Origin of the sequence: Photobacterium marinum, from assembly GCF_000331515.1 — a bacterium.
GTDB lineage: Bacteria > Pseudomonadota > Gammaproteobacteria > Enterobacterales > Vibrionaceae > Photobacterium > Photobacterium marinum.
This window is the reverse complement of sequence record NZ_AMZO01000083.1, coordinates 1-667: the sequence shown is the minus strand read 5'-3', so window position 1 is coordinate 667 and position 667 is coordinate 1. Positions and strand designations below refer to the sequence as shown.

1 protein-coding gene is annotated in these 667 nt (G+C 56.2%); it reads right to left on the bottom strand.

Annotation, left to right across the window (positions count from 1 at the left end; genetic code table 11):
- A partial coding sequence (locus C942_RS24240) for an HlyD family efflux transporter periplasmic adaptor subunit (protein WP_036801937.1) occupies positions 1 to 667 on the bottom strand: 667 nt, incomplete at both ends.

The window sequence follows — 667 nt, the reverse complement described above, 5'->3', positions numbered from 1 at the left end:
GGATTTGCACCTCGGCTTGCTGCACCGCATTTTCCGGGACGATGATCATCAGGTTTTGCGCCGGCTGCAGGACGGCACCTAGGGTGTAGACGCTAAGCTGTTGAACCGTGCCGTCAACCGGTGAACGGATGATTTCCAGTTGTTCGCGTTCACGGACTTTCGACAGCTCCTGGCTCAGGGCGGTTAGTTGCAGCTTGGCCTGCCTGCGTTTTTCCAGCCATTCCCGTTGTTTCTGTATCCTGAACCCGGACAGTCGTTCCTCTAGGCTGTGGTACTGGGATTTCAGGACGTTCAGCTCAGCCTGCTGCTGCGCAACCTGCCGTTGTGCTTCCAGCAGCTCTTTCTCCTGCTCAAGGTATTCCACCTTACCAATGACTTTGACTTGGTTTAGGGTCTTGCGGGCTGTCAGTCGCTGGCTGATGTTTTCAGTCAGGCCGGTCAGGGCATTGATGTCACTCTGGCGTGCGGCTTGCGAGGTCCGGTTGACCTGCATTTCAGCACTGATGCTGGCAAGGGTGGCTTCAAACTCGCGCTTTTCACTGAGGTAGTTTTCGCGGATCAGCGCCTGTTGTTGCTCCGGCAAGGCGGTGAACATGGTATCTTCCGCCAGCGGCTGGTCGCTTAACAGTGCTCGGTAACGAAGCCGTTCGTTTGTCTGGAACTCGGA